Source organism: Pseudokineococcus sp. 5B2Z-1 (genome assembly GCF_037482305.1).
GTDB lineage: Bacteria > Actinomycetota > Actinomycetes > Actinomycetales > Quadrisphaeraceae > Pseudokineococcus.
Genome location: NZ_JBBHZG010000002.1, coordinates 558310 through 584058, shown reverse-complemented (window position 1 = coordinate 584058; position 25749 = coordinate 558310). Strand labels below are relative to the sequence as shown.

Annotated in this window: 19 protein-coding genes; 5 read left to right on the top strand and 14 right to left on the bottom strand. The window is 78.6% G+C overall.

What is annotated here, in order from left to right; genetic code table 11:
* Positions 1-57 precede the first annotated feature (57 nt).
* The 4 genes from WDV85_RS06805 to WDV85_RS06790 form a co-directional block, all read right to left on the bottom strand.
* The gene (locus WDV85_RS06805; protein ID WP_339570201.1) at positions 58-612 is read right to left on the bottom strand and encodes a MarR family winged helix-turn-helix transcriptional regulator; all 555 of its coding nucleotides are present in this window, start codon (positions 610-612) and stop codon (positions 58-60) included.
* Positions 613-634: 22 nt separating this feature from the next.
* Positions 635-2896, bottom strand: a complete 2262-nt coding sequence (locus tag WDV85_RS06800) for an acyl-CoA dehydrogenase family protein (RefSeq protein WP_339569917.1) — start codon at positions 2894-2896, stop codon at positions 635-637.
* 72 nt (positions 2897-2968) lie between these two features.
* The gene (locus tag WDV85_RS06795) at positions 2969-5302 is read right to left on the bottom strand and encodes a YhgE/Pip domain-containing protein (protein ID WP_339569916.1); all 2334 of its coding nucleotides are present in this window, start codon (positions 5300-5302) and stop codon (positions 2969-2971) included.
* Positions 5299-6030, bottom strand: coding sequence for a hypothetical protein (locus WDV85_RS06790; protein ID WP_339569915.1), 732 nt, complete (start codon positions 6028-6030; stop codon positions 5299-5301). The genes WDV85_RS06795 and WDV85_RS06790 overlap by 4 nt, the downstream gene beginning before the upstream one ends.
* Before the next feature lie 280 nt (positions 6031-6310).
* Between WDV85_RS06790 and WDV85_RS06785 the strand changes: the two genes are divergently transcribed.
* Positions 6311-6946, top strand: coding sequence for a DUF2231 domain-containing protein (locus WDV85_RS06785; protein WP_339569914.1), 636 nt, complete (start codon positions 6311-6313; stop codon positions 6944-6946).
* Positions 6947-7102: 156 nt separating this feature from the next.
* Here the strand turns inward: WDV85_RS06785 and WDV85_RS06780 are convergent, their stop codons facing one another.
* Complete coding sequence (locus WDV85_RS06780) at positions 7103-8914, bottom strand: hypothetical protein (protein ID WP_339569913.1); 1812 nt, start codon at positions 8912-8914, stop codon at positions 7103-7105.
* 192 nt (positions 8915-9106) lie between these two features.
* On the opposite strand from WDV85_RS06780, the gene WDV85_RS06775 reads away from it, so the two are divergent.
* On the top strand, positions 9107-10369 hold the full coding sequence (locus tag WDV85_RS06775) for an isochorismate synthase (RefSeq protein WP_339569912.1): 1263 nt from the start codon (positions 9107-9109) through the stop codon (positions 10367-10369).
* Between the two features lie 33 nt (positions 10370-10402).
* On the opposite strand, the gene WDV85_RS06770 is transcribed toward WDV85_RS06775, so the two are convergent.
* Positions 10403-12766 (bottom strand): HNH endonuclease signature motif containing protein, encoded by a 2364-nt coding sequence (locus tag WDV85_RS06770; RefSeq protein WP_339569911.1) that lies wholly within the window; start codon positions 12764-12766, stop codon positions 10403-10405.
* Positions 12767-12958: 192 nt separating this feature from the next.
* On the bottom strand, positions 12959-13732 hold the full coding sequence (locus WDV85_RS06765; RefSeq protein WP_339569910.1) for an HAD family hydrolase: 774 nt from the start codon (positions 13730-13732) through the stop codon (positions 12959-12961).
* 296 nt (positions 13733-14028) lie between these two features.
* Here WDV85_RS06765 and gndA point away from each other — a divergent pair, with 296 nt between their 5' ends.
* Positions 14029-15552, top strand: coding sequence for an NADP-dependent phosphogluconate dehydrogenase (gndA, locus tag WDV85_RS06760; RefSeq protein WP_339569909.1), 1524 nt, complete (start codon positions 14029-14031; stop codon positions 15550-15552).
* 60 nt (positions 15553-15612) lie between these two features.
* Here the strand turns inward: gndA and WDV85_RS06755 are convergent, their stop codons facing one another.
* Entirely contained in the window at positions 15613-17988 is a 2376-nt protein-coding gene (locus WDV85_RS06755) for a putative bifunctional diguanylate cyclase/phosphodiesterase (RefSeq protein ID WP_339569908.1), read from the bottom strand.
* 179 nt (positions 17989-18167) lie between these two features.
* Between WDV85_RS06755 and WDV85_RS06750 the strand changes: the two genes are divergently transcribed.
* Both WDV85_RS06750 and WDV85_RS06745 read left to right on the top strand, forming a co-directional pair.
* Positions 18168-18956, top strand: a complete 789-nt coding sequence (locus WDV85_RS06750; RefSeq protein WP_339569907.1) for an SDR family NAD(P)-dependent oxidoreductase — start codon at positions 18168-18170, stop codon at positions 18954-18956.
* 131 nt (positions 18957-19087) lie between these two features.
* Entirely contained in the window at positions 19088-19786 is a 699-nt protein-coding gene (locus tag WDV85_RS06745; protein WP_339569906.1) for a hypothetical protein, read from the top strand.
* Between the two features lie 61 nt (positions 19787-19847).
* Here the strand turns inward: WDV85_RS06745 and WDV85_RS06740 are convergent, their stop codons facing one another.
* The 6 genes from WDV85_RS06740 to WDV85_RS06715 form a co-directional block, all read right to left on the bottom strand.
* Positions 19848-20870 (bottom strand): aldo/keto reductase, encoded by a 1023-nt coding sequence (locus tag WDV85_RS06740; RefSeq protein ID WP_339569905.1) that lies wholly within the window; start codon positions 20868-20870, stop codon positions 19848-19850.
* An 88-nt stretch (positions 20871-20958) separates the two neighbouring features.
* On the bottom strand, positions 20959-21930 hold the full coding sequence (locus WDV85_RS06735; RefSeq protein WP_339569904.1) for an aldo/keto reductase: 972 nt from the start codon (positions 21928-21930) through the stop codon (positions 20959-20961).
* 136 nt (positions 21931-22066) lie between these two features.
* Positions 22067-23287 carry a multidrug effflux MFS transporter gene (locus tag WDV85_RS06730; RefSeq protein ID WP_339569903.1) on the bottom strand — a complete coding sequence of 407 codons (1221 nt, stop codon included), beginning with the start codon at positions 23285-23287 and terminating at the stop codon, positions 22067-22069.
* Positions 23288-23373: 86 nt separating this feature from the next.
* On the bottom strand, positions 23374-23760 hold the full coding sequence (locus WDV85_RS06725) for an STAS domain-containing protein (RefSeq protein WP_339569902.1): 387 nt from the start codon (positions 23758-23760) through the stop codon (positions 23374-23376).
* Positions 23761-23920: 160 nt separating this feature from the next.
* The gene (locus WDV85_RS06720) at positions 23921-24853 is read right to left on the bottom strand and encodes an ATP-grasp domain-containing protein (protein WP_339569901.1); all 933 of its coding nucleotides are present in this window, start codon (positions 24851-24853) and stop codon (positions 23921-23923) included.
* Positions 24850-25725, bottom strand: a complete 876-nt coding sequence (locus WDV85_RS06715) for an ECF transporter S component (protein ID WP_445263251.1) — start codon at positions 25723-25725, stop codon at positions 24850-24852. The genes WDV85_RS06720 and WDV85_RS06715 overlap by 4 nt, the downstream gene beginning before the upstream one ends.
* Positions 25726-25749: the final 24 nt, after the last annotated feature.

Genomic DNA, 25749 nt, shown 5'->3' with positions numbered 1-25749 from the left:
CGGGACAGTAGCCGCCGCGACGGCTCACCCCCACCCGGGGGCCGGAGCAGCCGGCGCTCAGGCCGCGGGGTCGGCCTCGTCCCGCCGCGCGCCGTGCGGGGCCTCGGCGAGGGCGCCGAGGACCGCCCGGCAGATCTCCCCCAGCTGGTCGCGCTGCACGGGCGAGAGGGGGTCGAAGAGCGCCCGCCGCACGTGCTCGACGTGGCCGGGGGCCGTGCGGTGCAGGACGTCCCACCCCTCGTCGGTGAGCGCGGCGACGGCGCCGCGGCCGTCGTCGGCGGCCCGCGAGCGCGCCACCCAGCCCTTCTCCTCCAGCCGGGTGACGGCGTGGGAGATGCGGCTGGGCGAGGACGTCGTGATGGCCGCCAGCTCGCTCATCCGCAGCCGCCGGGACGGCGCCTCGGACAGCATGGCGAGGACGGTGTAGTAGGCCTGCGGCATGCCCGCCTCGGCGCGCATCTGCCGGTCCAGGCTCACCTGCAGGAGCTGGGTCATGGCGAGCAGGTCGCGCCACGTGCGCTGCTCGTCGTCGTCCAGCCACCGCGGCCCGGGCGCCGCCGGGCCCTGCTGCTGCGCGCGCCCCGCGGCCGCCTCGTCCACCACGGGCCCCATCATGGCCTGCCCCGGACGCCGCTCACCCCGCCTGGACCGGGACGGCGGCGACGGCCGCGGCGTCCTCGACCGGGGCCGCACCGGCCGTCGACGTCGTCGTGCGCCCCGCGCCCGGGACCGGCGTCGGCTGCGGCACCGCCCCGTGGGCGATGGGCGCGGTGATCCACGCCTCGGGGATGCCGAAGCCGTCGACGAGGAGGCGCGCGTCGGCGCGCACCTCGCGGCAGAGCTCGTTGACGGCCGCCAGGACGGCCTTGCTGCGGCCGGGCGTCAGCCAGCCGTGCTCGAGGTACCAGGCCCGGTCGCGCTCGACGAGGGACAGCACGTGCAGGTCGCCGACGCGGGCCAGCAGCTCGGCCGTCGCGTCGTCCTCGCACTCCTCCTCGGCGGCCACGAGCGCCTCGACGACGACGCGGTCGACGTGCGCGCGGGCCGCGGCGAGCAGGTGGTCCTGGGCGTCGTCGAAGACGGCGGCGGCGTCGGCCCCGGGCGCCTTGGCGCGGCGCAGCCGGCGGGCCACCCCGACGAGCAGGTGCGCCTCGCGCTCGACGAGCAGGCGCATCTGCCAGCCGCGGTCGCGCAGGTCGGCGTCCTCGTCGCGCCCCGGGGCGGCCTCGAGGAGGCGCTGCACGGTGACGCGCGCCGTCGTGCGCTCCATGACGCGGCTGCGGACCTGGTCGGCGACGGCGCGCACCGTCCCCCACGTGCCGAGCTCGCCGAAGTCCTCGGCGTAGCCCGTGAGCAGGCCCTTGCCGACGAGCTGCAGCAGGACGGTGTTGTCGCCCTCGAAGGTCGTGAAGACGTCCGTGTCCGCCTTGAGCTGCGGCAGCCGGTTGGCGGCGAGGTAGCCGGCCCCGCCGCAGGCCTCGCGGCACGTCTGGATGGTCGACGTCGCGTGCCAGGTGGCCACGGCCTTGAGCCCGGCCGCGCGGTTCTCCAGCTCGCGCTGGTCGTCGTCGGTGACCGAGCCCTCGGGCGCGGACTGCAGGTCGTGCAGGCGCGCCGTCAGCTCGTTCTGCGCGAGCTGGAGGACGTAGCTCGTCGCGAGCGCCGGCATGAGGCGTCGCTGGTGGGCGCGGTAGTCGAGGAGGACGACCTCCTCCTGCGCCCCGTCGGCCCCCGGCCGGGTGAACTGCCGCCGGGTGAGGCCGTAGCGGACGGCGACGGCGAGCGCCTGCTGGGTGGCCGCCCCGGCGCCCGCGGCGATGCACACGCGCCCGCGGACGAGGGCGCCCAGCGTGGTGAAGAAGCGCCGACCGGGGCTCTCGATGCTGCTGGTGTAGGAGCCGTCGGGCGCCACCTGGGCGAAGCGGTCCAGGAGGTCCTCGCGCGGCACGCGGACGCCCGTGAAGCGGATCCGCCCGTTGTCGACGCCGTTGAGGCCCGCCTTGACGCCGTCGTCCTCGACCTCGACGCCCGGCAGCAGCGCGCCGTCGGCGTCGCGCAGCGGCACGACGAAGCAGTGGACGCCGCGCCCGCGGGGCTCCTCCCCCGGGCCGCCGGTGACGAGCTGGGCGAAGACCGAGGCGACGCGCGCGTGCCGCGCGGCCCCGCCGATGTAGTCCTTGCGGGCGCCGTCGTGCGGCGTCGTGAGCACGAACTCCTGCGTCGCGGCGTCGTAGACGGCCGTCGTCTCGAGGTTGGCGACGTCGGACCCGTGCCCGGTCTCCGTCATGGCGAAGCACCCGACGGTCTCCAGGGCGATGGTCGCGGGCAGCCACCGGCGGTGGTGCTCGGCGGACCCGAGGCTCTGCACCGCGCCGCCGAAGAGGCCGAAGTGGACCCCCGACTTGATCATCACGGACAGGTCGCCGTAGCCGAGCATCTCGAACTGGACGACGCTCGCCCCGACGTCGCCGCCGCCCCCGACCTCGCGGGGGAAGCCGTGCGCGGGCGAGCCGGTGGCGGCCAGCTCGCGCACGAGCCCCATGACCTCGTCGCGGTAGACGTCCAGCGGCGCCGAGGGGTCGGTGGCGAAGACGCCGGCCGGCAGCGTCGCCCGGGCCTCCTCGCGCACCCAGCCCCAGCGCCCCGCCAGCAGCGCGGTGAGGTCGGCGGCCGTGACGACGGCGCGGTCGCCGGTGCCGGCCTCCCCGCGGTCCCCGGCGCGCTCGCCGCCCCGGCCACCGGCGCGCCGGCGCGCCGGGCGGCCCTCGCGCTGCTCGGGGCGGCGCGCGGCGGGCGCCGTCCCCCCGCTCGCGGGACCCGCCGTCGCGGGACCAGCCGTCGTGGGACCAGCGGTCGGGGTGGTCGCGGGCGTCGGGGTCTCCGTCGTCTGCGTCATGGCGAGCCTCCTCGCGGCACCGGGGCGCCGGAAAGTTACCGGCGAGTAACCACTGTACGCCGAGGACGCCGCTCAGCCCAGGGCGGGCCGCAGGTCGGCCGGCGAGAGCACCCGTCCGCGCCGCGCGGCGAGCGCCGACGCGGCCAGGGCGAGGACGAGGTAGCCGCCGAGGACCGCCACGGCGACGAGCACCGGCCGTTCCGAGCCCCCCGCGGTCAGCGACCGGAAGGCCTCGACGGCGTAGCTCATGGGCAGCACCTGGTGCACCGCCGCGAGCGGCGCGGGCAGCGTCTGCCACGGGAAGGTGCCGCCGGAGCTGACGAGCTGGAGGACGAGCAGGACGAGCCCCGCGAACTGGCCCGTGAGGCCGAACCAGGCGACGAGGGCGTGCACGACGGCGACGAAGGTCGCCGAGGTCAGCAGCAGGAGGGCCAGCAGGCCGAGCGGCGCGGCGGGCTCCAGGCGCAGGACGGCGACGACGACCGTCCACAGCAGCACGGACTGCACGACGCCGACGGCGGCCGCGGGCCCGTACCCGCCGAGCGCCGTCCCGAGCGCCGACCGGCCCGCGGCCGCCGCGCGCCGCGAGAGGGGGCGGACGACGAGGAAGAGCACGTACCCGCCGATCCACAGGGACAGCGCCAGCAGGTACGGCGCGAGGCCTGCGCCGTAGGTGCTCACCTGCGCGGTGCTGGCGCTGGCGGTGACGACCGGGTCGTTGATGGCGCCGACCGCCCGCTCCCGCTCGTCCGCCGACAGGTCCGGCACGCCGGAGGCGCCCTGCACGAGCCCGTCGCGCAGGGACGCCGCCCCGTCGCGGGCCTGGCCGACGCCCGTCGCGAGGGCCCGCGCGCCCTCCGCCAGCTGCTCGGTGCCGGTGACCGCCTGGTCCTCTCCCGTCGCGAGCTGGTCGGCGCCGTCCGCGAGCGCGGAGGCGCCCTCGTCGAGCGCGCGGGCGCTGGCGGCCAGCGGTCGGACGCCCTCGAGGAGCTGCCCGGTGCCGGTGGCGAGCGCGTCCGCGCCGTCGGCCGAGGCGGCCACGCCCTGCGCGAGCGCGGGGGCGGCGTCGGCGAGCGCGCCGGCGCCCTGCGCCACCTGCGCCGAGCCGGTCGCGAGCGCCTGGAGCGAGGCGTCGGCCTCCTGGACCTGCGCCTGCGCGTCCTGCACGGGCGCGACGAGCTCGTCGGTGCGCGCGAGCACGGCGGCGACCTGCGCGTCGTCGAGGCCGAGGTCGCGCAGCTGCGCCTCGAGGTCGCCGCGGGCGGCCGCGAGACCGGCCACGGCGTCCGCGGAGGCGGTGGCGACGGCGTCCGCCGTCTGCGCCACCTGCGCGTTGCCCTCGGCGACGGCCGCGGCGCCGTCGGCGAGCGCCCGCGCCTGCTCGGGGAGCGCGGCCGTGCCGTCGCGCAGCTGCCCGAGGCCGCCGGCGAGGGCGGTGGCGCCGTCGTCGAGCTGCTCGACCCCGGTGACGAGCTGGTCGACGCCCGCCACGGCCGCGCCGGTGCCGTCGGCCAGCTGCCCGGCCCCGGCGGCCAGGCCGTCGGCGCCTTCGGCCAGGGCGCGCTGGCCGGTGAGCAGGGCGTCGGCCCCCTGGACGAGGCCGTCGGCGCCCTCGGACGCCTGCCCCAGCCCGTCCGCGAGGGCGCCCGCGCCGTCGGCGGCCTGCTGCAGCTGCTGGCTCACGGTGGAGAAGCCGACGAGGAAGGAGCTGGCCGCCTGCTCCCCCACCTGGTCGGCCACGGCCTGCTGCGTGGCCGCGACCACGCGCTCGGCGATGGTGCGGCCGAGGTAGCTGGTGGCGTCGTTCGTCGTCAGCTCGAGCTGGGCCTGGCGGGGCGGGGCGGGCTCGCCCGCCGAGACGGCCTGCTGGACCGACGCGAGGTCGGAGGAGAAGGTGGCGGGCACGAGGAGCGAGGCCTCGTAGCGCCCGTCCCGCACGCCCTCGGCCGCGTCCTGGGCGTCGGTCCGCTGCCAGTCGAGCTCGCCGTCCGTCTCGAGGTCGCGGGCGACCTGCGAGCCCACGGACAGCAGCACCCCGCCGGTGCTGGCCCCCTCGTCCTCGACGACCAGCGCGGCGGGCACCTGGTCCAGGCGCTCGTAGGGGTCGTGGTTGGCCCACAGGTACAGCCCCGCGTAGAGCACGGGGACGAGCGCGAGCGCCAGCACCGCCAGGCGCGCCATCGGCGAGGCGAGCAGGCGCCGCACCTCCGTCCCCGAGGAGGCCCGGGCCGCGGCGCCGACCCCCGCGAGCCGGGAGGTCCGGCGGGCGCGGGGCCGCTCCCCGGCGTCGGGGAGCTCGAGGCGGTCGCCCTCGTCGGAGGGGCGGGGGCCGTCGGAGGAGCCGTCGTCGGAGGGGCGGGGGCCGCCGGTGGAGGCGTCGTCGGAAGGGCGGGCGGGTGTGGTCACAGGGTCGCCTCCACGGCGATCTCGGTCGGTCGTGGGGGCAGGTCGCCGGGGCGCACGGCGCGCGCGACGCCGGCGGCGGCCCGCAGGTCCGTCGGGCGCAGGAGGCCGGCGCCCTCGAGCAGCGCCGCCTCGGCGCGGGGGACGAGGACGGCGACGCCGAGGCCGCGGGCCGCCAGCTCGGCGGCGACGTCCCACCAGCCGCCGCTCGCCCGGGCGTCACCGCCGCCGCGGTCGGGGCGGGCGAGGACGAGCGCCTCGACGCCGGTGCGCCCCGCCGCCAGGGCCGCGAGCGCCCGGGTGCGCGCGGGGGGCGGCAGGTCGCGGGCCGGGACGTCGGCGAGGTCCTCGAGGCCCTCGTCCGCGAGCCAGGCGCGGGCGTCGGCCCGCCCCGCCGGCCGGCCCGCCGCGCGCAGCTCCTCCGCGACCGCGGCTCGCAGGGGCAGGACGGGCTCGGGGTCGCTGACGCCCGGGACGTCGACGACGGCGGTGCGGGCGCGCAGCTCGCCGCGCCCCCACAGGCCCACGTCGTGCCCGGAGACGAGGACACGCCCGCCCGTCGGCACGAGGCGGCCCGTCAGGGCCAGGGCGAGGGCCACGGGCGCCTGCCCGTCCGCGCCCGCGTCGAGGGCGACGAGGGTCCGCCGGCCCGCGGCGACGAGCACGCCCGTGGGGGGCAGGACGTCGGCGCCCCCGACCCGGACGGACACGTCCTGGGCCTCGATCTCCATGCTGCGCTCCCCGGTGCCGCTGCGGGCGCCGGACCGCTCCCGGCGCGCGGGCGCCCGCCGGTGCGGGCGGGCGCGTCACGGACGACGGTACGCACCGGCGACGGGCGCCCCGACCGGCACCGGCGCCCGGGAGCGAGGTGGGACGGCCGGGACGGGAGAGCCGGACCGGCGCGGGGGCGCGGGCACCCGCCGCGCGCGGGGGGCGGGGAGCGCCCACAGTGGGGCGAGGAGGTCGCCCGCACCGGGGAGGCCCGACGACGACGCCACCGGAGGCACCACCGTGACCGACACGTCGACGACCGGCACGACCGGCACGACCAGCGCGGGCGACGCCCGCCCCCTGTCCGTCCGGGCGATGGAGGCCGTCGAGGGCGCGACGTGGCTCGACACGACCGTCGACGTCGAGCAGCGGCTCGTCGAGAAGGCGCTCACGGCGACGCCGGGGCTGCTCGGCCTCCTGCGCGGCAAGGGCGTGGGGCACGCCGTCCACCCGCCGATGACGGACGTGCCGATCGGCGCGTGGCTCTCGGCGTCCGCCCTGGACCTCGTGGGCGGGCGCTCCGCCCGGCCCGCCGCGCGGCTGCTCGTGGGCCTCGGCTGCGTCGCCGCGCTGCCGACCTTCGCGACCGGCAGCGCGGAGTGGGTCGGCCTGCGCGAGGGCGACAAGCGCGTCGGCTACGTGCACGCCGTCGCCAACGGCACGTCCTTCGCGATGTACGCCGCGTCGTGGTGGGTGCGCCGCCACGAGCGCCGGCACGGCCTCGGGGTGGCCCTGGCGCTCGGCGCCGGGGCGGTCGCCGGGATCGGGGGCTACCTCGGCGGGCACCTGTCGGTCGCCCGCGACATCGGCAGCCGCGACCCGGCCTACATGGGCGACCCGACCTCCCGCGAGCCCGTCAGCCCGCACCGGGTCTGACGGCCGCGCACGCCGCGTCCGACGGCCGCGACGCCCCGGGTCTGACGGCGACGCCGCCCTGCGTCTGACGGCGACGCCGTGCCGGGTCCGACGGCCGCCGCGGACCAGCACCGCCGGGGTTGGGGCGGCGCCGTCGCTCGGCGACGCCCCTACTCCCTACTGGTAGGAGACGAAGTCGGGCATCGGCTCGACGGCCATCGTCTCCGCCGGCGTCATCGTCGGGGTGTCCTCGTCGTAGAAGTTCTTCCAGCCCCAGCGCATGCCCTCGGGCGCGTCGGTCTGCAGCGCGCGGTAGGTGTCGAGCTTCTGGCCGGGCGTCCCGTGCCCGTCGGCGTGGACGAGCGGGACGAGCTCGTCGTGCGACATGTCCAGGCGCTCGCGGTCCACGATCATCCGGGTCTGGAACTGGTGGAGCAGGAAGACCTTGGGCGGCAGGTCGTCCTCCCGCACCAGCTCCGCCAGCCAGTCGCCCACGGCGTTGACCTCGTCGACGCCGACCTGGCCCACCTGCCGCAGGTGCCGCTGGTCGGGCTCCAGCCGCCACTCCGGGTCGAGCGCGAGGCCGACGCCGGGGTGGGTGAGCAGGTCCTCGTAGCGCTGCGCCTGCGTGAGGAAGTCGGTGCGCCCCGGCTGCAGGTCGAGGACGACGTACACGCCCGCGTCCGCCGCCGCCTCGATCCACGGCCGGATGACCTCGGGGTCGAGCTCCTGGGAGTAGTCGCCGTCGTCGCCCGCCGACGCGGAGGCGACCGTGGTGATGATCTCGAAGGTGGGGACGACCGGGTCCTCGACGAGGTCGTCGTACTCGGCGGCGACCTCCTTCGCGCGCTCGACGGCGGCGTCGACGTCCTGCTCACCCATGACGCCGAGCGAGGGAGTCCCCGGGGCGCCGTAGAGGGCGATCATGTGGCGGCCCGGGAAGGGCACCTGCCCGCCGCCCGGCAGCTGGTAGCCGGTCTCGACGACGTCCATGCGCTGGGCGAGGCGGTCGGTGTCGCCGAAGTCCGGCGACAGCGCGAGGACCGACGCGGGGGGCGCCGCCGAGGCGCTCTCGACGAGCGCGCCGTCCGCGCGCGGGTCCCCGCCCGGGACCTCCTCGACGCTCGCCCCCGCGGCCCGCGCCGTCGCGGCCGGGGCGAGGTCGGCGGCCTCGCCCGTGGACAGGACCAGCAGGCCCTCGCCCGCCGCCGACCCCTCGTCGGTGGGGGCGGCGGAGGGGGTGGCCGCACCGTCCGCGGAGGGCTCCGCCCGCTCCGGGGCCTCGACGTCGTCGCTCGCCGCGTCGAGCACCTCGGCGTCGAGGGCGCCCTCGGCCCAGGCGCGGGAGTCCTCGTCGGCGGCCAGCACCTGCTCGGCGCCGAGGCGCTCGACCTCCGCGACGACGGCGGCCGGGTCGGCGCCCGGCACCGCCGGGGCCGGCGGCTCGGCGGCCGGGGGCGCGCCCTCGACGACTCCTCCCCCGTCGGTGGTCGCGGTGGCGTCGTCCGTCGGGGTCGCGCTCGTCGTGGCGGCCTCCGTCGGGCCGCTCTCCGTCGGGGCGCCGTCCGTCGGGGTGGCGGTCGAGGGCGCTCCGCCGCCCGAGGGCGAGGCCGACGGCGCGGGCGCGGGGACGGCGACGACGAGCAGCGGCACGCCCAGCTCCTCGGCGCGGGAGCCCGCCGCGGCGACGTCCGCGTCCGCGGCGACGAGGACGACGAGCGGCGAGGCCGCGAAGAGCGCCTCGCTGGCGGGCACGGACCGGTCGCCCTCCGCCTGGAGCACCGAGACGGCCGGGAGGGCGGCGAGCTCGACGGTCGGCTCGTCACCGCCGCCCAGGAAGCCGCCGACGCCACCGCCACCGCCGCCGCCGTCGCCACCGGTGCAGCCCGTCAGCAGCAGGAGGCCGACGACCCCCGCCGCCGCGGCACGGGCGGAGCGGCGGCTGCGGGTGCCGCTCGACGGGTACGGGGCGGGCGTCGTCGTCCTCATCACCGCAGACGGTAGCCGCCGCGCGGTGCTCGACCGGGTCACGCGCGGCCCTCGGCCGCGTCCCGCTCGAGCGCCGGGCGCCCGTCGCTCCCGCGAGGGGCCGGCGGTCGGTGGAGGCGCCGGCGGTGCGAGCGCTCGGGCCGCCGCCGGGGCGGCGTCGCCCGGCGCGCCGGGCGGGGGGATGATGGAGCCGTGGCAGCAGCGGGCAGCGGGACGGCGCGGGCGCAGCGCGGAGCGCCGCCCCCCGTGGCGCCGCCCCGCGAGGGCGGCGAGCGCGCGCCCGCACCGGCGGACCTGCTCGCGGCCCTGCGACCGCACGAGGACGTGCTGTGGTCGTCCGCCCGCGGCACCGCCCTCGCGCGCGGGACGGCCGAGCGGCTCGACCTGCCGTGGACGGTCGACCTGCCGGGTGCCGTCGCCGACCGGCTCCGCGCCGTCGCGGCCTCGCGCGCGGGAGAGGCGGTCGTCGTCGGGGCGCTCCCCTTCCGCACGGGGGAGCCCGCGGCGCTGGTGAGGCCCGAGCGGGTGCTGCGGACCCCCGGGCGGCTCGGCCCGGCGGCCGCGCGCGGCGCCGCCCCGGTGGTCGTCGCCGAGGAGCCGTCCCCGGCGGAGGACGTGTACCGCGACTCCGTCCGCACCGCCCTCGACCTGCTCGGAGCAGGGGACCTCGAGAAGGTCGTGCTGGCGCGGGCGCTCGACGTGACGGCGCGCGAGGACGTCGACGTCCGGGTGCTCGTCGCCGCGCTCGCCCGTCCCGACGACGACGCCCGCGTGTTCTCCGTGCCACTGGCGACGGACGCCGGCGGGGTGACGTCCACGGCCTCGGGCGTGGTCGGTCGTCCGCCGGTGCTCGTGGGCGCGAGCCCGGAGCTGCTCGTGTCCCTGACCGCCGGGCGCGTCCTCGCGACCCCGCTCGCCGGCTCGACGACCCGCGCGGCCGACCCCGAGGAGGACGCGGCGCGCGCCCGGGCCCTGCTGGCCTCGGACAAGGACCGCCGCGAGCACGCGCTGGTCGTCGAGGCCATGGTCCGGGCGCTGCGGCCGTGGTGCGCCGACCTCGTCGTCCCGGAGGCTCCCGAGCTGGTGGCCACGCCGACGGTCTGGCACCTGGCGACCCGGCTCGAGGGGCGCACGGCGGACCCGTCCACGACCTCGCTGCACCTCGCACGCGCCCTGCACCCCACGCCCGCCGTCGGCGGGACGCCGTCGGGCCCGGCCAGGGCGGCGATCGACCGGCTGGAGCCCGTCGACCGCGGCTTCTACGCGGGCGCCGTGGGCTGGACCGACGCCTCCGGCGACGGCGAGTGGGCCGTCACCATCCGCTGCGGCGTCGTCCAGGGGCGCTCGGTGCGGCTGCACGCGGGCGCGGGCATCGTCCGCGGCTCCGACCCCGACGCCGAGCTGGCGGAGACGACGGCGAAGCTCGCCCTCCTCCGCTCCGCGCTGGGGGCCTGACCCCCGCAGCGGGCTCACGGACCGGGCGGGTCGTCAGTACGGCGGGGCCCCCTCGTCCCATCCGCCTGCTCCGCCCGTGACGCCGGTCGGGTCGTCGCCGGGACGAGCAGGCACCGGGCCGCCGCCCTCGAGCTCACGCTGCTGCCGTGCGAGCTCGGCGTGCACCCGGGCGAGGTCGTGGGCGGCGGAGTCGCGGGTCGGGTAGCGCGCGGGGCCCAGGAGTCGCTCCTCGAGCGCGGCGGCGGCTGCGGACTCGGCCCTCATCGCGGCACGGACGGCGTCGGCGACAGGCGGCGCGGGGCGCGGCAGCAGGGGCTGGACGGAGACGTGGACGACCTGGCCGAGCGGGGTGATCCAGGTCAGGCCGGGGTCGCGGGCGTCGTCGGTCATGGGCACGGCCTTCCATCCGAAGTGGTGCTTGGCGAGGTGGTGGCGCCGGCACAGGACGTCGAGGTTGCACGGGCACGTCGGGCCGCCGGTGGCGTGGGGGGTGCGGTGGTCGAGGTCGCAGCGGGTGGCGGGCATCCGGCAGCCGGGGGCCTGGCAGCGCGGTGAGCGGGTGCGGACCCAGCGGGCGCAGGCCTCGGTCGGCGTGTACGGGCCGGGTCCGCCGGTCGCGGCGGCGTAGGAGCAGGCGGACCGTCGGGCGGCGCGGCGCAGCGAGGCGTGCCGCGAGGTCGGTGAGGAGCCCGTCACCGGGCCCGGCGGGGACGGCGGCGGTGACGGGAGCGGCGGCGTGTCCCCGGCTGCCCGCGCCTCTGCCGTCCCGACCGCGGATGCGGTCGCGGGCGCGACCGCGGCTGCGGCTGCGGCTGCGGGCGCGACTGTCCGCCCAGCTACGGCTGCGGCTGCGGTCTTGGCGGGGTCGGTGGGTGGCGGCGCTGGCGACTCCGGCGCTTCCGGTGGCGACGGCGCGGGGTCGTCGGGGGTGTCGACGCGCACGGTGATGGCTTCCTTGCGGCCGCGTCGGGCGGGTGTGGTCCGGGGGCCCTTCCCCGACGGACCGGGTAGCGGCGCGGCCGTGGTGGTGGGGTCGAGGGTCATCAGGTGGCCGTCGAGGCCGACGAGGTGGCCGGAGACCGGCGCGGTCAGGGCGCGGCGGAAGCGGTGCCCGGCAGCCAGGAGCTCGGCGACGGCCACCGCCGGGACGGGTCCGAGGGTGGGGTGCTGGGCCGGGTCGTCGTCCAGGCCCAGCAGACTGGTCAGGGCCACGGTGACCTGCGGGCCGTGCGGGCTGCGCGCCCGTGGCGTCACCGGGCTGGTCGCCGAGGCCGACTGCCCGGTCCCGGCGGTGTCCCCAGTGGCCGTAGCCCCGCCGCGAGCACCGGCACCAGCGCCGGCGACCAGGTCGGTGGTGCTGGCCGGGTCGGTGGTGGTGGCGAGGTCGACGAGGGCGTCGAAGCGGCGCGCGTCGATGCCCCGCCGGTCCGGCAGCCCCGCAGCCGCGTCGCCCAGGGCGAGGGGGTCCAGGCCCGCGGACGTCGCGGCGTGCGGGTCGACCCTGCCGTGCTCCCCGGCCCGCGCCCGGGCCGTGGTGGGCAGGCGCTCGAACACGCACGCCAGGTCCAGCACCGGGCCCGTCGCGACCAGCTGGGCCATCCCGTCGTCCACCGGGAACAGGCGCACCCCGCGGGCGCAGGTCGCGCGCCGCACCCGCCGCCGCACCGCCTCCGGGTCCGTCGTCGCGACGAGATGACGCACCCGCGCCCGCAGCGCCGGGACGGTGAGCGGGCCGAGGTCGCCGGCCAGGGCCGCGTCCACCTCCGCCGCGTGAGGGGCCGAGAGAGCGACGGTCTCGTCGGCGACCAGGCGGGAGCGCTGCGGGTCGATCCGCCCGGCCTCCAACGCGGCTAACGTCACCGGCAGGCGGGTCGTCACCGCGAAGGCCTCGGCGACCAGGTCCTGCGCCCGCCGCAGCGGCACCACCAGCGCGACCGCCAGCTCCGCCGCGGCGGCCTCGAACGCCAGACCCGCAGCCCACCCCGACCCCGACCCAGGCATCGACGCCGGGCCTGCACCCGCGCTCCCTTCCGCGACCCCGACCGTGCCCATCGCGCGCCCGCCCGTGCTGTGGCCGTCGTCGTCGGCCACCGGTGCCGCCGGCCCACCCGACGCGCCCACCTCGTCCACCAGCGCCGCGACCTGCCGCAGCAGCCCCGCCCACGCCACCGACCGCGCCGCCTCCAGCGCGACCACCGCCTGCACCCGACCCAGCGCCCCGGCCCGCACCGCCGCCCGCACCCGACCGACCTCACCCACCAGCTCGACGGCACCGCCGTCCCGGCCCGCGGCCGCACCCGTCACGTCAGGGGCGCCGGCGCCACGACCGGCGCACGGCGAGGCGCACGGCAGGACGGCGTCGTCCCCCTCGGTCCCGCTCCCGCCCGTCTCGAACACGCGTACGACGCTAGGGGTGGGGTCCGACAGCGCCCCGCCGGCTCCGCGGCCTGTGGACGAGACACCGCTCCGCCAGCCTGTGCGCAGCCGCCGGACACCGCCATCGACTCGGCTCGGGAGGGAGAACTGCCCTGCGCAGGAGTCGAAGGCCCGCGCCGCCGGCCGTCTCGCCGACCGGGTCCGGCCTCCCTCTCACGCGCGTCGCGCGCCGACCTCGCCGCCCCCGGCGTCGACGACGTCGACGGGATCGGCGGCCCCCGTTCCCGCCCAGCGCAGCACCTCGACGTCCCGGCCCAGTCCCCTGCGGAGGCGACGCAGGTCTCGGCGCGTCGGGTCGACGACGTGGGGCACCCGCGCCCCGCGCAGCAGGGGCAGGTCGCGGGCGCTGTCGGAGTACGCGTGGTCCACGGGCAGCTCGACGCCCGCCGCCCGCAAGGCGGCCACCTTGCCCGGCCCTCGGGCGTGCACGACCGGCGGTGGCGGTCGCCAGCGGTGGCGGACCAGCCGGGTCGCGACCACCTCCACCTCGTCCAGGCCCAGGACGTCGCGCACGGCCAGCGCCAGCGGCTCCGCGCACCCCGTGGCGAGGACGACCCGGTCCCCGCGGCGCAGGTGCTCGCGCACGCGCGCCACCCCCGCGCCCGCGACCCGCCCCCCACCCGCGTGGACGGCGGCGACGCGCCCGACCTCGGCGGTGAAGGCATCGCCGTCGAGCCCCAGGCCGGCGAGCCACACGAGGCCGCGCTCGGCGGCCGAGCGCGTCGGCGGCAGCACCAGCGCGGGCCCCCACAGCGGCGCGGCGACGACGGCCACCAGCAGGCGCAGCCGGTGGCGGGACAGCAGGTGGCGCAGGAGGGCGCCGAAGGCGTCACCCGCGACGAGCGTGCCGTCGAGGTCGACGACGACCGTCGCGCGCTCCCCGCCACCGCTCCCGATGTCGGGTGACGACGGCGCGGAGGTGCCCATGCCGCCACCGTGGCAGGCGCCGACCCTCCCTGCTCGCCGCGCGCGACGACGACACCGGCCCGCTCGTGCCCGGCGACGCCGGGCGCCTGAGCCCCGGCCCGGCGGACGCGGGCTCCCCGGTCCAGCGCACGACCGCACCGCGGGTCCGGCCGACGGACCGTCCTGCCGGGCGCGCCGGTGTCGGGCACGATCGGCAGCGGCCCCCGGCGCCCCGCGCCGGCGGGCGCGACGCTCCCCTCGAGCGCCCTGACCCCGCCCCGGGCCGCTGCGGCGGCCCCGACCCTCCGGGAGACCGCATGGCCGGCACGACCGACACGACCTCGAGCACCCCCGCGAAGCCCGACCCGGGCGGCCTCGCCGACGTCGGCGTCACCGGCCTCGCGGTGATGGGGCGCAACCTGGCCCGCAACATCGCCCGGCACGGCCACGCGGTGGCGGTGCACAACCGGACGGCGTCCCGCGTCGACGAGCTGGTGGCCGAGCACGGCGACGAGGGCGACTTCCGCCCGTCGCACTCGCTCGAGGACTTCGTGGCCTCCCTCGCCAAGCCGCGCCGCGTGATCATCATGGTCAAGGCCGGGAAGGCCACCGACGCCGTCATCGACGAGCTGGTGCCCCTCCTCGAGGAGGGCGACATCGTCGTCGACGCCGGCAACGCGCACTACGAGGACACCCGCCGCCGCGAGCACGACCTGCGCGAGCGCGGCCTGCACTTCGTGGGCACCGGCGTCTCCGGCGGCGAGGAGGGCGCCCTCGAGGGGCCGAGCATCATGCCCGGCGGCTCGCGCGAGTCCTACGAGGCCCTCGGACCGATCCTCGAGGACATCGCGGTCGACGTCGACGGCACCCCGTGCTGCACCTACGTCGGCCCTGACGGCGCGGGCCACTTCGTCAAGATGGTCCACAACGGCATCGAGTACGCCGACATGCAGCTCATCGCGGAGGCCTACGACCTCCTGCGCCAGGGGCTCGGCCTCTCCCCCGCCCAGCTCGCCGACGTCTTCGACGAGTGGAACGAGGGCGACCTCGAGTCCTTCCTCGTGGAGATCACCGCCCGGGTGCTGCGCCACGAGGACGCGAGCACGGGGCAGCCCTTCGTCGACGTCGTCGTCGACCAGGCCGAGCAGAAGGGCACCGGCCGCTGGACGGTGCAGTCCGCGCTCGACCTCGGCGTGCCCGTCACCGGCATCGCCGAGGCCGTCTTCGCGCGCGCCCTCTCCGGCGCCGCGGGCCAGCGGAAGGCGGTGCTGGACAAGGGGCTCGCCGGCCCGAGCGGCGGCCGCCTCGAGGGCGCCGACGCCGAGGGCTTCGTCGACGCCGTCCGCCAGGCGCTCTACGCCTCCAAGGTCGTGGCGTACGCGCAGGGCTTCGACCAGATCACCGCGGCCAGCCAGGAGTACGGCTGGGAGATCGACCGCGGGATGATGGCGACGATCTGGCGCGGCGGCTGCATCATCCGCGCCCGCTTCCTCGACCGCATCAAGCAGGCCTACGACAAGGACCAGCACCTGGCCTCGCTGCTGCTCGACGACTACTTCGCCGAGGCCGTCGCCGACGCGCAGGACGCCTGGCGGCGCGTGGTCGCCACCGCGGTCCGGCTCGGCGTCCCCGCCCCCGGCTTCTCGAGCGCGCTGGCCTACTACGACGGCCTGCGCCGCGACCGCCTGCCGGCCGCCCTCGTCCAGGGGCTGCGCGACCTCTTCGGCGCCCACACCTACCGGCGCGTCGACGCCGAGGGCACCTACCACGTGCTGTGGTCGGAGGACGGCTCCGAGGAGCGGCAGGACACCCAGGACCAGGGCTCCCACAGCCCCCACTGAGCCCGCCCGACCCGCTCGGCGGCGCGGGCCCGGCACCCCTGGGGTGCCGGGCCCGCGTCGTCAGGGGACGGCGTCCGGGAGCGGCGCGGACGGCAGCGCCTGGAGCGGGACGGCGGGGGCCGGCACGGGCGCGCGCCCGCCCGTCGACCGGGTCGACCGGTCCCCTGGCACCGGAGGCACCGGAGGCACCGGAGGCAGGAGCCCCGCCATGTGCTCGGCCGCCAGCGCCGGGGAGAACAGGTGCCCCTGCCCGTAGCGGATGCCGAGGTCCACGAGCGCGCTGCGCTGCTCGGTCGTCTCGACGCCCTCGGCGAGGACGTCGAGGCGCAGCGCCCGCGCCATCGCCGCGATGCCGGCGAGGAGGTCGAGGTCCTCCTCGAGGGACGTCACGAGCGAGCGGTCGAGCTTGAGCAGGGAGACGGGGAAGCGCTGCAGGTAGCCCAGCGAGGTGTAGCCGGCCCCGAAGTCGTCGAGGCTGATGCGCACGCCCGCGTCCTGCAGGGCCCGCAGCTCGCGCACCACGGCCGCGGACGCGGGCACCTGCTCGTGCTCGGTGATCTCCAGCCGCAGCAGGGACGCCGGGACGCCGTGCCGCCGCAGCTGCCGCTCGACCCGTGAGGCCAGACGCCCCTCGACGAGGCTCGCCGGGGTGACGTTGACGCTGACCGGGACGGCGTCGAGCCCCCGGCCGCGCCAGTCGGCGAGCTGGCCCAGGGCCAGGTCGAGGACGTGGGCGTCGACGTCGACGTCGCGACCCCCCTCGTGGGCGACGGGCAGGAAGTCGGCGGGCGGCAGCAGGCCCAGCAGCGGGTGGTGCCAGCGCACGAGCGCCTCGGAGCCGACGACCTCCCCGGTCTCGAGGAGCACCAGCGGCTGGTGGTGGACGACGAGCGAGCCCACCCGGGCCGCCGGCGCGCCCTCGAGGACGAGCCGCAGGTCCTCGGCGAGGCGCTGGCGGCGCTGCACCTGGGTGCGCATGCGCGGCCGGTACGTCGTCACGCCGGCCTTGCCGGCCGCCTTCGTCTCGTAGAGCGCGATGTCCGCGCGCGTCAGCGCCTGCGGCAGCGAGGACGGGGCGCGCACGTGGACGACGCCGACGCTCCCGCTGCCCCGCAGGTCGTGGCCGGCGACGGTGCGCGGGCGCTGCAGGGCCTCGACGAGGCGCCCCGGGGTCCCGTCGTGGAGCCGGCGGCGCTCGGCGTCGACGGCCCCGGACGCGGACCCGCCCGGGGCCAGCGCCTCCGGGGTGGCGGGCAGCAGGACGACGAACTCGTCGCCGCCCTGGCGCGCGACGACGGCGTCCGGGCCCGCCGCGCGCACGAGCGCCGCGGCGACGTCGCGCAGGAGCTCGTCCCCCACCTCGTGGCCGTGGGTGTCGTTGACGGCCTTGAAGTCGTCGAGGTCGACGAGGCACAGCAGCAGGCCGTCGGGCCCGCGGACCATGCGGCGGAAGGCGGCGTCGAGGCCGCGGCGGTTGCGCAGCCCCGTGAGGGCGTCGTGGTCGGCCGCGCGCTCGCTCGCCCGCAGGGCCACGACGCCGCGCAGCATGCCGAGGGCGGCCAGCAGGGCCCCGCCCCCCACGACGGCGCCGGCCGGCAGGGCGGCGCTGCCGGAGGTCCGGTCGAGCGCCCACAGCGCCGGGGCGACGACGACGAGGGGCACGAGGCCGAGGAGGCGCCCGGAGGCCGGTCGAGCCGAGCGCCCACCCGGCTCGAGGGCCCCGTCCATGGAGGGCAGGAGGGCGGCGCCGCCGAGGACGACGAGGCAGACGGCGCCGAGCACCTGCAGCAGGCCGCCCGGTGCGGCGGCGGAGGGGTGGACGGCCGCGCCGAGGTGGTAGCCGACGCCCGTCAGGGCCCCGACGACGAGGAGGCGGGCCGAGGCGCCGAGCTCCGTGCGCGAGAGGGCGAAGCGCAGGACGAGGGCGAGCAGGACGACGTCGAGCGCGGCCCCGGTGGCTCCCGGGCCGTCGGCCCCGTCGCGCAGGAGGCGCGCGACGAGGTCGGCCACCGCGAGCGCCACCACCGCGGCCAGGAGCAGGTGCTCGAGGAGGACGCCCGGGTCGCCCTCGCGCCCGCGTCGTCGCCGACGCGGGAGGCCGCCGGCGACGAGGCGGACGACGACGCCCGCACCGACCACCTGGCCCACCGCCACGGCGTCCTGGGGTAGGCCGCTGCCGGGGGCGACCAGCGCGGCCGTGTGGCCGACGGCCCAGCACGCGAGCATGAGGCCGGTGGCGGCCCACGCCCGGCGGTGCGGCGGCCGGTGGACGACCACCCCGACGAGGACGGCGGCCACCGCGGCCCAGGCCGCGGCGGCGAGGAGCGCGGGGCGCAGGCCCGGCGCCGCGGCACCGGCGAGCGCGGCACCGGCGGCCACGACCAGGACGGCTCCGAGAGCCGCGCGCTCGGCGCGCGCCGACGACGGTGCGGGCACCGGCCACCTCCCCCGCCGCCCGGCCGGGCGCCGGGCTCACGCCTCCTCCCGTCGGCGGGCGCGACGACGCTCCTGAGGCGCGGCGCCGCCCGGAGGCCCAGCACCGCCCGTCCGGCCCCCCGGCCCCCCGGCCCGGCCCTCCCCGCTCCTGCCCCTCAGGCGCCGCTAGCCTCGCCGCCGTGCAGCTGGAGCGGACGACGGCCCTGGTCACCGGCGCGGGCAGCGGCCTCGGGGCGGCGACGGCGCTCGAGCTCGCGCGGGCGGGCGCCCGCGTCGTGCTCCTCGACCGCGACGCCGACGCCGCGGCCCGCACGGCCCGCGCGCTCCCGTCGTCCGCCGCGGGCGCGCACGCCGCGCTGGGCGGGGACGTCACCTCGGAGGCGGACGTCGGAGCCGCCGTCGAGGCCGCCGGCGCCGTCCCGGGCGCGGCGCTGCGGGCCGTCGTGCACTGCGCCGGGGTCGGCACCCCCGGCAAGGTCCTCGGCCGCCGCGGGCCCCTGCCGCTCGAGGCCTTCGAGCAGGTCGTCCGGGTCAACCTCGTGGGGACCTTCAACGTGCTGCGGCTGGCCTCCGCGGCCATGGCCGCCTCCGAGCCCGCCGGCCCGGACGGCGAGGAGCGCGGCGTCGTCGTGCTGACGGCGTCGGTGGCCGCCTTCGACGGCCAGGTCGGGCAGCCCGCGTACGCCGCCTCGAAGGCCGGGGTGGCGGGCCTCGTCCTCCCGGCCGCCCGCGAGCTGGCCGCGCACCGCGTGCGCGTCGTCGCCGTCGCGCCCGGCGTCTTCCGCACGCCCATGGTGGCGGGACTGCCCGACGAGGCCGTCGCCGGCCTCGAGGCCGGCGTCCCGCACCCCGGCCGGCTCGGGCGGCCCGAGGAGTTCGCCGCGCTCGCCCGCCACGCCGTCGAGAACCCCTACCTCAACGGCGAGGTCGTGCGGCTCGACGGCGCCCTGCGGATGCCGCCGGCGTAGCGCTCGCGCCCGGACGGGGGAACGGCGGTCACGAGACGGCCACGCCCCGGCGGAACGGCTGCGCGACGGCGTCGCGGTGCGCTCTCCTCGCCTCCTCGCCGTCGCCGACGGCCCCGCCACGAGGAGGCGCGGTGACGCCGCCCCAGCCCCCCGACGAGCCCCCGCGTCCCGCCCCCGACGGGTGGACCGCCGTCTGGGCCCGCCCGGGCCCGTCGGCCCCGGCGTCGGGCGTCGAGCCGTCGACGGCGCCGGGCGCTGCGCCGGCGTGGGGCGCCGCGCCGCCCCCACGGCCTCCGCGTCCGGCGTGGCGGTGGGTCGTCGGCGCCGCGGCCCTCCTCGTCGTCCTCGTCGGTGGCGCCGTGCTCGCCGTCACGGGCGCCAGCGCGGCCTGGGACGCCCTCGGCGGAGGAGCCTTCCTCGGCGTCGAGGACGGCGAGGAGTACGGCGACAACCCGGTGCTCGACGCGCTCTGGGACGAGTGCGAGGCCGGCGACGGGCTGTCGTGCGACGACCTGTACTACTCCTCCGAGGTCGGCACCGCCTACGAGACCTTCGGGCTCACCTGCGGGGAGCGCTTCTCCGAGGCCCGCGCCCCCGAGTACTGCGAGGACGAGCTCGACGGGTCCCCGGCGCGCGAGGACGTGCGCCCGGCCGACGACGCCGTCCTCGACCGCCTCCGCGACGGCTGCGGGGCGGGCGACGGCGTGGACTGCGACGAGCTCTACGCCCTGGCCGAGGAGGGGTCGGACGACGAGGACTTCGGCCTCACCTGCGGCGAGCGCTACTCGGAGCTGCGCGCCCCGGACTTCTGCGCCGAGGCGCTGGGGTAGGGCCATCGGGGCCCGGTGGGTCGGCGGGAGGGGCCGCCCCAGCGGGCGGCCCCTCCCCTGCTCAGTCGAGGGTGCGCGTGCGCTGCGCGACCCCGGCGGGGCCGTAGGGGTAGTCGGCCACGACGGGGGCGCTGGCCTCGTCGAGCTTGGCCGTCTCGACGTCGGTGAGGTGCAGGCCGACGGCGCCGAGGTTGCCCTCGAGCTGCTCGGGGGTGCGGACGCCGAGGATGACCGAGGAGACGCCCGGGCGGTCGTGCAGCCAGGCGAGGGCCACCTGCGCCATCGTCGCGCCGCGCCCCTCGGCGACCTGCTGCACGGCCTCGAGGACGTCCCACGTCTGCTGGCTGCCGCTGCGCTTGTCGTAGGCCTCCATGCCGCGCTGCGGGTCCTCGCCCAGGCGCGTGGCCCCCTCGGGCCGGGCGTCGCGGCGGTACTTGCCGCTGAGCCAGCCCCCGGCCAGCGGGCTCCAGGGCAGCAGGCCGAGGCCCCCGGCGACCGCGGCGGGCACGATCTCGTGCTCGGTCTCGCGGACGAGCAGGTTGTACTGCGGCTGGTGGCTCACGAGCGGGAACCGCCCGGCGGCCAGGGCGGTCATCGTGGCGGTCTGCCAGCCGGTGTAGTTCGACAGGCCCGCGTAGCCGATCTTGCCCTGGTGCACGGCGTCCTCGAGGAAGCCGGCGGTCTCCTCCATCGGCGTCACGGCCTCGTGGGCGTGCACCTGGTAGAGGTCGACGTGGTCGACGCCGAGCCGCTGCAGCGAGCGGTCGAGCGAGCGGCGCAGGTTGCGGCGGGAGCCGCCGGCGTCGCGCGGCTCGACGCCGCGGCTGGGGAAGCGGCCCTTCGTGGCCAGGACGACGCGGTCGTGCGTGCTCGAGCCCTGCGCGGCCATCCAGCGGCCGATGATCGACTCGGACAGTCCGCCGGCGTAGACGTCGGCCGTCTCGAGGACGACGCCGCCGGCGTCGACGTACTGCGACATCATGCGGTGGCTGCTGGCCTCGTCGGCCTCCGCGCCGAACGTCATGGTGCCGAGCGCGTAGGTCGAGACGGCCAGGCCGCTGCGGCCGAGGGTGCGGTGCTCCATCGCGGTGCTCTCCTCCGGTGGGGTGTCCGCCCACCCTGCCCCTCGGGGACGTCCCGGGCGAGGTGGGACGGACCGCCCCTCCCCCGGCTCAGGCGAAGCCGGCGTTCTCCCGCGGCGCGTAGTGCTCCTCGAGGCGGGCGGCCTCGTCGTCGGTGAGCTCGAGCTCGACGGCGGCGACGGCGTCGTCGAGGTGGTGGGGCTTCGTCGTCCCGACGACGGGCGCGGACACCGCGGGACGGCGCATGACCCAGGCCAGCGCCACCTGCGCCGGCGTCACGCCGCGCTCGCGGGCGACCTGCGCGACGGCGTCGACGATGCGCGCGTCGTCGTCGCGGTAGAGGCCCTTGCCGAACTCGTCGGTGTCGCTGCGCGCCGTCTCGGAGTCCCACGGCCGCGTCAGGCGGCCCCGGGCCAGCGGGCTCCAGGGGATCGCGCCGACGCCGGTGGCCTCGCAGTACGGCAGCATCTCGCGCTCCTCCTCGCGCATGAGGAGGTTGTAGTGGTCCTGCATGGAGACGAAGGGCGTCCACCCGTGGCGCTCGGCGACGTGCTGCATCTGCTGGAACTGCCAGGCCCACATCGACGAGGCGCCGAGGTAGCGGGCCTTGCCCGCGCGCACGACGTCGTGGAGGGCCTCCATCGTCTCCTCGACCGGCGTCATCGGGTCGAACCGGTGGATCTGGTACAGGTCGACGTGGTCGACGCCGAGCCGCCGCAGGCTGTTGTCGACCTCCGTGAGGATCGCCCTCCGCGAGAGCCCGGCGCCGTTCGGGCCCGGGCGCATGCGGCCGTGGACCTTCGTCGCGATGACGACGTCGTCGCGGGAGGCCATGTCGCGCAGCGCGCGCCCGACGATCTCCTCGCTCGTGCCGTCGGAGTAGACGTTGGCGGTGTCGAAGAAGGTCACGCCCGCCTCGAGCGCGCGGCGGATGGACTCCCGGCTCTCCTCCTCCGGCATGGACCAGGGGTGCCCGCCCCGCTCGGGGACGCCGTAGCTCATGCACCCCAGGGCGATCCGCGAGATCTCCAGCCCGGTGCTGCCCAGCCTCGTGTACTGCACGTCGACCTCCTGCTCCGCGTCCCGGGCGGGTCCCGCGGCGCGGTGACCACGCGACCACGTCCGCGCCCCCGCCGCACCCCCGGGCCGCGTGCCCGGGCCGGACCGCGGGCCGGACCGCCCGGCGTCCCCGCCCCGGTCAGGCCGTCGCGCGCCGCGACGCGAGGAGCGCCAGGGACAGGCCCAGCGTCATCAGCGCCGCCATCGGCACCACGGAGCCCGTGCCGACGGCGCCGGTCACCGGGATGACGAGCGCGCCGCAGGTGAAGGCGAGCCCGCCGCTCAGGGCCGAGGCCGTGCCGCGCGCCCGGTCCCCGGCGGCCTGCGCGAGCGCGAAGCCGGCCGGCAGCACGAGCCCCATGCCCGCGGTGAGGCCGGAGAGGAGCACCCAGACGAGCGGGAAGGGCGGCGCCCCGCCGGCCACGGCCGGCGCCAGCAGGGCGGCGACGAGCAGGAGGGCCGACGACCCGGCGGCCACCGCGAGACCGGTGCGGCGCAGCGCCGTCGCCGGCCAGCGGTGCACGAGGCGGGCGAAGGCGAAGCTCGTCGCCGCCATCGCCGCGCCGTTCGCCGCGAAGACGAGCCCGTACGTCGCGGCGCCGACGCCGTAGACGCCCTGGAGGACGAGGCTCGAGCCCCCGATGTAGCTGAAGAAGCCGACGGTGGCGAGGCAGGCGACCACCACGTGCCGGGTGAAGCGGCGGTCCCGCAGGAGGTCGACGACCCGCGCCGCCGTGGCGGCCGCCGTCGCCCCGCCGCGCTCGTGCACCGGGAGGCTCTCGGGCACGCCCCGCCAGGCCCCCAGCACCTGCAGCAGACCGATTCCCGCGAGGACGCCGAAGACCAGGCGCCAGTCCCCCACCTGCAGCACGCCGGCGCCGACGGTCGGCGCGACCACCGGCCCGAGGAGCCCGACCGCCGTCAGCAAGCCGAAGCGGGCGGCGGCGTCGGCGCCCCGGTGGGTGTCGCTGACGACGGCGCGGGCGCACACCGCCCCCGCCGAGGCGGCGACGCCCTGCACGAGGCGCGCGACGACGAGGACGCCGGCGCCCGGCGCCAGCGCGCACAGCACCGAGGCGACGGCGAAGGCCGCGGGCCCCAGCAGCAGCAGCGGCCGCCGCCCCACCGCGTCGCTCACCGGCCCCAGCAGGAGCGATCCCCCGGCGAAGCCGACGAGGAAGGCGGTGAGCGTGAGCTGCGCGGCGACGTCCCCCGCCCCGAGGTCGCGGCCGACCGCGGGCAGGGCGGGCAGGTACATGTCCGTCGCCAGCGCCGAGACGCCGCTGAGGAGCACGAGCACCCAGAAGGCCGGCGCCCGGGTCGACGTCGTCCTGCTCGCGACCGGTCCTCGTGCTGGCACGCCCCCACCTCACCACGCCGCGGGGACGGGCCTCCGGCCGACGGTCCTGCGGGGACGGGCCGGCGCGGGCCCGGGGCGGCTCGCCGTCAGGCGGGCGGGCGCAGCCCGTCTGCCGCGGCGCCGTCGCCGCCCGGGACCGCCCGCATCTCGAAGAGCGCGTCGACGCCGAGCATCTCGAGCAGCTGCTGCACCTGCGGCGAGGCGCCCAGCAGCGCGGGGCGCTCGGTCGGGGCCTCGCGGCCGCGGGGGGCGGCGACCCGCAGGAGGAGCCCGAGCCCCTGGGTGTCGACGAAGCTGACGCCGCTGACGTCGATGGACCGGACCCAGGCGAGGTCGTCGCTCGCGCTGCGGTCGAAGGTCTCGACGGCCGACAGGTCGACGTCGCCCTCGAGGACGAGCAGCCGCTCGTCGGGCAGCGCCTGCACCCGGCCGGCCGGCCGCTCGACGTCGTGCCCCCGGGGGGTGCGGTCCATGCGTCTCCTCGCCCGTCCGCCGGTGCTCCGTCGCGCTCGCCGGTCTGCTCCACCGAGCCCGCAGGGCCGTCCCGCGCGTCCGCCGGCGGGCACTGGTGCGTACACCGTAACCGCCGGTCGGACGGGGAGGGCGCGCGGGTCACCCCTCCGTGCGGGCCCGTCAGCCGCCGGGGGTCGCCGCGCGGGCGAGCACCGCGGCCGCGAAGGCCTCGGTCGCCCCCGGTGCCACCTCGAGGAAGAGCGAGGGCTCCGCCAGCTCGAGCTCGAGGAGCAGCGGGCCGTCCGGGGAGGGCAGGAGGTCCACCCGCGCGTACAGCGGCGTCGCGCCGGTCCGGGCGCGGACGACGTCCAGCGCCCTCCGCGCGACGTCCGCCTCGGCCGCCGACGGCTCCCGAGCGGTGATCTCCTCGGGGGCGAAGAGGCCGTCCACGAGGTCGGCCGAGCGTCGCAGCAGCGGCCCCTTGCGGGCGGCGTGGGAGGCCCGGCCGTCGAGCAGGACCACCGCCGTCTCCCCCTGGTCGTCGACGCCCGCGAGGTAGGGCTGCACCAGGGCCGTCCGGCCGCTCGCGTGGACGGCGCGCACGTGCGCCCGCGAGCGCTCCGCCTCCTCGGCGCCCAGGCGCAGCGCGTCCTTCGAGCCCGCCGAGACCGACGGCTTGACGACGTGCTCCCGGTCGAGGAAGGGGTGCTCCTCCCCGTCCCCGGGGGCGAGGAGCACCGACGGGACCACGGGGAGCCCGGCCGCCCGCAGGTCCTCGAGGTAGGTCTTGTCGGTGCTCCAGCGCAGCAGGTCGGGCGGGTTCTCGAGCGCGGTGACGGCGGCCACCCGCTCCCCCCACGCGAGGAAGTCGGCGCGCCGGGGCACGTAGTCCCACGTCGAGCGGACGACGACGAGGTCGGCGGCCGCCCAGTCGACGTTCCCGTCGTCCCAGACGGCGGGCCGGGCGTCGGCGCCCCGGCGCCGGAGGGCGCGCACGAGGCCCTGGCCCTCGGCGTCGAGGTCCGGCAGGTCGCGGCACGTGGCGAGCAGCACGAGCGGCCGACGGGTGGAGGGGTCACCGGTGGGGCGGGCGGACGGCGGGACGGCGGTCACCCGGCCATCCTGCCGCCCGGCGCCCCGCCGGCCGGGTCGTCGGCGGGTGGGTCGTCGGCGGGTGGCTCGTCGGCGGGGTCGTCGGCGGGGTCGTCGGCGGGTGGGGCGTCGGCAGGAGGGGCGAAGGAGGTGCGGCGGACCACCCGCCGCAGGCCGGCGAGGACCGCGGGCCCGGCGAGGAGGACGCCGACGGCCGTGGTGACCGCGCGGCCGACGTCCCAGCCCAGCGAGGTGAGGGCCGAGTAGAGCAGGAGCCGGCCGAGGTTGTCCGCGAGCGGGGCGCCCGCCACGTAGGACGCGCCCGTGCCGGCCGTCGCCAGCGGCCAGCCCCACAGGTTCATGAGCAGCCCGAAGCCCAGGGCGGCGACGACGGCGTACCCGGTGAGCAGCGCCACCTCGGCGCGTCCCCGCGGTCGGCGGGGCAGCAGCCCGGCGCCCAGCCCCACCCACCCCGCGGCGACCATCTGGAACGGCAGCCACGGCCCCACCCCCGCCGTCAGCACGGCCGAGGCGAGCAGCGACGTGCAGCCGAGGACGAAGCCGAACCCCGGGCCGAGCACCCGCCCGGCGAGCACGAGGAGGAAGAAGACGGTCTCGACGCCGACGAGGCCGGCCCCGAGGGCCCGCAGGCCCGCGTTGACGGCCGACAGCACGCCGAGCAGCGCGAGCGCGGAGACCTCGATGCCGCCGTCGGCGAGCTCGGCGAGGACGACGGCGAGCACGAGCGGCAGGAGGAGGGCGAAGAGCAGCGGGGCGCCGGCGCTGCCCGCCAGCGCGGCGCCGGCGGGCACGAGCAGCGGCCACGCGAACATCAGCAGACCGGCGACGGACGCCAGCGCCAGCACGAGGGCCGAGCGCGGCCGCAGCCGCACCGCGGCGGGTCGCGGGGCGGCCGG